Source organism: Klebsiella sp. 10982, assembly GCF_048589245.1.
GTDB classification, from domain to species: domain Bacteria; phylum Pseudomonadota; class Gammaproteobacteria; order Enterobacterales; family Enterobacteriaceae; genus Klebsiella; species Klebsiella quasivariicola.
In genome coordinates this window covers 1-4479 of sequence record NZ_JBMAXV010000091.1, presented here as the reverse complement: position 1 = coordinate 4479, position 4479 = coordinate 1, and the positions used below count along the sequence as shown (strand labels likewise).

The window sequence follows — 4479 nt, the reverse complement described above, 5'->3', positions numbered from 1 at the left end:
ACCAGTATAGTAACATTGTTTTTTTTCAAATCCAGGCAGAACGTGAATTAATCAAATGGCTTCTCTTGCCTGTGCGTGGAACTTCGTTTACTGTTTTCGAAAATAGCCAGTGTTTTTGAACATGCCCCGGAGCGTCGTTGTTGAAAAGCCCAAATGCGCACAGTAGCCTGAGAGAAACCTATCTCCTGAAGTTCAGAAAGTGCAGTACGACTGAAACCCTTGACCGAGTGTTTGAGCGTATCCTGGATAAATTAAATGATGAAGGTGGGGATATAAATAAGATAACCAGCCTGAACGGAGCTTATGATCACCGCAGGGCTGAGATCTACATGAAAAAAAACTATGACAAAATACCTGCTTCCGTGTGGCATCTCATCCCCGATGAGATATGAATAATGTAATTAGACGCTGTTATTCCAGGTTTGATAAAAACGGATGATGTAGAATTCCTTTACTCATTTTTAACGAGGAATATACATGCGACGTAATGCACAAAAATGGATCCCGTTTGGATTTGATACGGATTCAAATAAAATTGTTGATATCGCCAGCGTTGAAAATGGGCTTTCGTGTAACTGTATCTGCCTCATCTGTGGGACCTCCCTGATTGCCAGGCAGGGTCAAAATAAAAAATGGCATTTTAGCCACAGCACAGAAGTAAAAGGGGTTTGTAGTGAGCTCACACTACAACATATAAAAAAATACATAAAGGTGAAAATACAGGAAAAAAAATACCTTGCTCTCCCTCATCTTCTGCAGGGTAAGGAGAAAGGGATAGTTAACCTCAAAAATCTCGCTGGTGGTGGGATTGTTTGTGGCCTTAATGCTGACCTCACAGGGATATGTAACGATACGATAATCGGGATATTTATTAATGATACGTCGGAGGATATCCAGCCAAATCCAGACCTGTTAGCGCAAACAGACCAGCTGGCGCTGGTGGAGATCGATGCCGTTCGGATTGAAAGTATCATCGCTCCATATCGTGAGAATGGGGAAGGCATAAAGATGATGGATGCGATAGAAAAGTTACTTTTCGTTTCTGAGGAAGCGAAAAAATGGATCTACCATCCTATGATGAAGAAGGTTAAACACCATACTTTACACCAGTACCGGCGTGAGCTGTCTACCAGTGGAAATCAGATCCTTGCTTTAATTCCTCATGAACTTCCGATAAGCATGAACGCTCTCCCATCCTCCCCGGCACAGCAGTGGCATCACCTTCGAGCCACGATTAACCTTCTTTGTCGCCTGAGCCGTTCTGATATCCCTCAAGGCAGTATTGCCTTTGAAGAACTGGTTTATTATATCCCCCGGCTTCTGGAAGCATCTGAATCTATCAATGTTGCCGCTTACGAACGATGGTATGACTTCTATATACGCAAAAAAGGAGAGGGTGTACTGAATGAGGCTGAAATTGAATTTTTGTCTTTTATAGTGAAAATCATTAACTGGAACTTGTCCATACATAACCTTCCCACCTTCGATAGCAAGCAGGCCTTTCGGGATTGGTTTTTGCTAAATGATCCTAACAAGTCGCTATAGATCAATCTGTTTCTGCCCCGGGTTAAACCGGGCCTCCTGTACCGCTGGATGTGTGCTGTTTGGTTAAAATTCTTTTCATGCCAGCCGGGCGTATATCACGCTGCAGCAGGTCACGGCGATTTTAATGTCGACTGTAGTCGCTGGTAGTGTCAAAGCTGGCGGGTAAACGGGGTCGGTGGAGGGGAATCATTCTCAACGCTGGCGGGTAAACGGATCCGCTACCGTTGCTTATTCTCAACGCTGGCGGGCAAACGGGGGCGCTGACGGTGCTTATCCTCAACGCTGGCGGGTAAACGTGACCGCTGACGGTGCTTATCCTCAACGCTGGCGGGTAAACGGATCCGCTGACTGTGCTCATCCTCAACGCTGGCGTGTAAACGTGACCGCTGACGGTGCTCATCCTCAACGCTGGCGGGTAAACGTGACCGCTGACGGTGCTTATCCTCAACGCTGGCGGGCAAACGGGGGCGCTGACGGTGCTTATCCTCAACGCTGGCGGGCAAACCGGGTCGCTGACGGTGCTCATCCTCAACGCTGGCGGGTAAGCGGGGTCGCTGCAGGTGCTATCCTCAACGCTGGCGGGCAAACGGGGCTGCTGCAGGTGCTCATCCTCAACGCTGGCGGGTAAGCGGGGCCGCTGCCGGTGCTCATCCTCAACGCTGGCGGGTAAACGGGGCCGCTGACGGTGGCTATCCTCAACGCTGGCGGGCAAACGGGGCTGCTGCAGGTGCTCATCCTCAACGCTGGCGGGTAAACGGGGCCGCTGCCGGTGCTCATCCTCAACGCTGGCGGGTAAACGGGGCCGCTGACGGTGGCTATCCTCAACGCTGGCGGGGAAAGTGGGCCGCTGCAGGTGCTCATCCTCAACGCTGGCGGGTAAGCGGGGCCGCTGCCGGTGCTCATCCTCAACGCTGGCGGGTAAACGGATCCGCTGCCGGTGCTCATCCTCAACGCTGGCGGGTAAACGGGACCGCTGCCGGTAGTCATCCTCAACGCTGGCGGGTAAGCGTGGCCGCTGCCGGTGCTCAACCTCAACGCAGGCGGGTAAATGGGGCCGCTGACGGTGGCTATCCTCAACGCTGGCGGGGAAAGTGGGCCGCTGCCGGTGCTTATCCTCAACGCTGGCGGGTAAACGTGACCGCTGACGGTGCTCATCCTCAACGCAGGCGGGTAAACAGGGGCGATACCAGTGACCATCCTCAACGCTGACGGGTAAGCGTGGTCGCTGCTGGTGGTCATCTTCAACGCTGGCGGGTAAACAGGGCGCTGCTGGTGTAAAGCCTCATTCCTGGAGGGTAATTACCTGGTTCGGTTTGCTGCGTTAGCTAAAAACCCGAACTCTTAAAATTACACTCTGGAGTCAGTGTGTAATGTAAATGACTGATTTTACCTAAATAACTCAGGTAACTTTTTTGTTTCGACTAAGAATGACCAGTACATAATCCCCACGATTTTTTTCTATCGTGTATTTTAAAAAACCAGCTTCATCCAGTTGCTCTAACGCTTTTTTTATCGTCGCATTCTGAGCACCTTTGTGTGAAGTCAGCTGCAACCGTTCTCTTAAGCGGTCGAATCCAATGCGATAAAAATGGTCAGGTAATTCAACTAGATAAAGATACAGTGCCTGGGCTGATTCTTTTCGAGACAGGGTCTTCAATATTTTTAAGTAAAGTCGGGTCTTCCCGTCGACACGATACAGAGTATTCAAATCCGGATTTGGCCTGATAATGACCTCATCGGTTCCCTCATCATAGTAAGAAGTAGACACCAGGCTCATGTCGATCTTTACTTTTTTCCCTTCTACTGTTGAGTTTTTGATGAACTGGAAATGGGTGTGCTGGATCCGTGTCAGTGAGTCGCTAAAACGTTTCCTTAACCTTGAATCAACTCGTTTTGTAGCAAGCCCACAACTGAAAGCAAAATCAATAAAATTGACCCTAACAGTCCCATCAGGCTCAAGAAATGTGTTGGCGAGTGTGTCCACGATCCCTAGCCAGACTTTGAAATCCGTATCCATATCAAGCCTGGGCCCAAAAATACTAATCTTTTCGTACCCCTCTCCAGCGATAGAAGAAAGACGACACAACTCAGTCGTTGCATCGATGACATGACCTCGTGCCATAGGGTCACTGCCATCCTTGACTGTCGGAACAAAGACCCCCAATCGCAGTAGCGATTTGGGTTGAATACTCTGTTTTGAGTTAGGAACCAAATGTATAACTTCACCAGAACTTTTATCTTGCTCAGTGATGATTAGCGCTAACTGATTGTTATCATTGGCCATTTTATAAAATCCCGGATGTGGATATTTTTACCAGATTACCCGCTGGCGTTGATAAAATCTACCCTCTGGCGATGATAATTGCCCCGTTAGCGTTGATGGTATACCCTCTGGCGATGATGGTTCACCCGCCAGCAATGATAGAATACCCGCCAGCGTTGACAGAGATGGCCTGAGAGGCCCGTAGTTCAAGGCCTCACTAAAACGTTATTCTTTTATTAGTCCTTTTTGTCCTTTACTTAGCTTTAGTTAAGCTTCTGTTATTATTCTAAGCTGTGGATAAACACCATCATCAATAGTCAACAATCCGGGCAAGACAGAATCACCAGACAGCAAGGGAGAAACTTACCAGAAGCCGGTCAGACACTGTTTGAAACCGGCCGAAGCACCGCCTGAAACCAACCCATTCTTTCTCCATACGACGCTGCAACTGTTTCAGTTCGATCGTTGTTCACTCCTCTACCCGGCATGCAGTATGCAGTGACAAACTGAATTCGTCTGGCCCGACAATAAATTCACCAGCACGCTGTTGGCTGACATTACCATGCTGCCATTTGCCGAAACTGAATCACCCTATCGTTAAGGTTCGCGACTGAGCAGATAGTTCAGAGGAGGGGAGACAGGCATCGTTTGATACTCTTGGGGTCGTCTCA

At 48.8% G+C, this 4479-nt stretch carries 4 protein-coding genes; 2 read left to right on the top strand and 2 right to left on the bottom strand.

What is annotated here, in order from left to right:
- The first annotated feature begins 137 nt into the window (after positions 1-137).
- Together ACKLKD_RS27500 and ACKLKD_RS27495 are read left to right on the top strand one after the other, a co-directional pair.
- On the top strand, positions 138-392 hold the full coding sequence (locus ACKLKD_RS27500; protein WP_016946352.1) for an Hha/YmoA family nucleoid-associated regulatory protein: 255 nt from the start codon (positions 138-140) through the stop codon (positions 390-392).
- An 85-nt stretch (positions 393-477) separates the two neighbouring features.
- Entirely contained in the window at positions 478-1545 is a 1068-nt protein-coding gene (locus tag ACKLKD_RS27495) for a hypothetical protein (RefSeq protein WP_014386530.1), read from the top strand.
- A gap of 218 nt (positions 1546-1763) precedes the next feature.
- Here ACKLKD_RS27495 and ACKLKD_RS27490 read toward each other — a convergent pair whose 3' ends face one another.
- Both ACKLKD_RS27490 and ACKLKD_RS27485 read right to left on the bottom strand, forming a co-directional pair.
- Positions 1764-2048, bottom strand: a complete 285-nt coding sequence (locus tag ACKLKD_RS27490) for a hypothetical protein (protein WP_136537796.1) — start codon at positions 2046-2048, stop codon at positions 1764-1766.
- 896 nt (positions 2049-2944) lie between these two features.
- Entirely contained in the window at positions 2945-3829 is an 885-nt protein-coding gene (locus tag ACKLKD_RS27485) for a RepB family plasmid replication initiator protein (protein WP_004186900.1), read from the bottom strand.
- Between the last annotated feature and the right edge of the window lie 650 nt (positions 3830-4479).

Excerpts from the sequence above, each read along its gene's own strand:
- ACKLKD_RS27495 (WP_014386530.1), top strand. The coding sequence starts at position 478 with ATGCGACGTAATGCACAAAAATGGATCCCGTTTGGATTTGATACGGAT.
- ACKLKD_RS27485 (WP_004186900.1), bottom strand. The coding sequence starts at position 3,829 with ATGGCCAATGATAACAATCAGTTAGCGCTAATCATCACTGAGCAAGAT.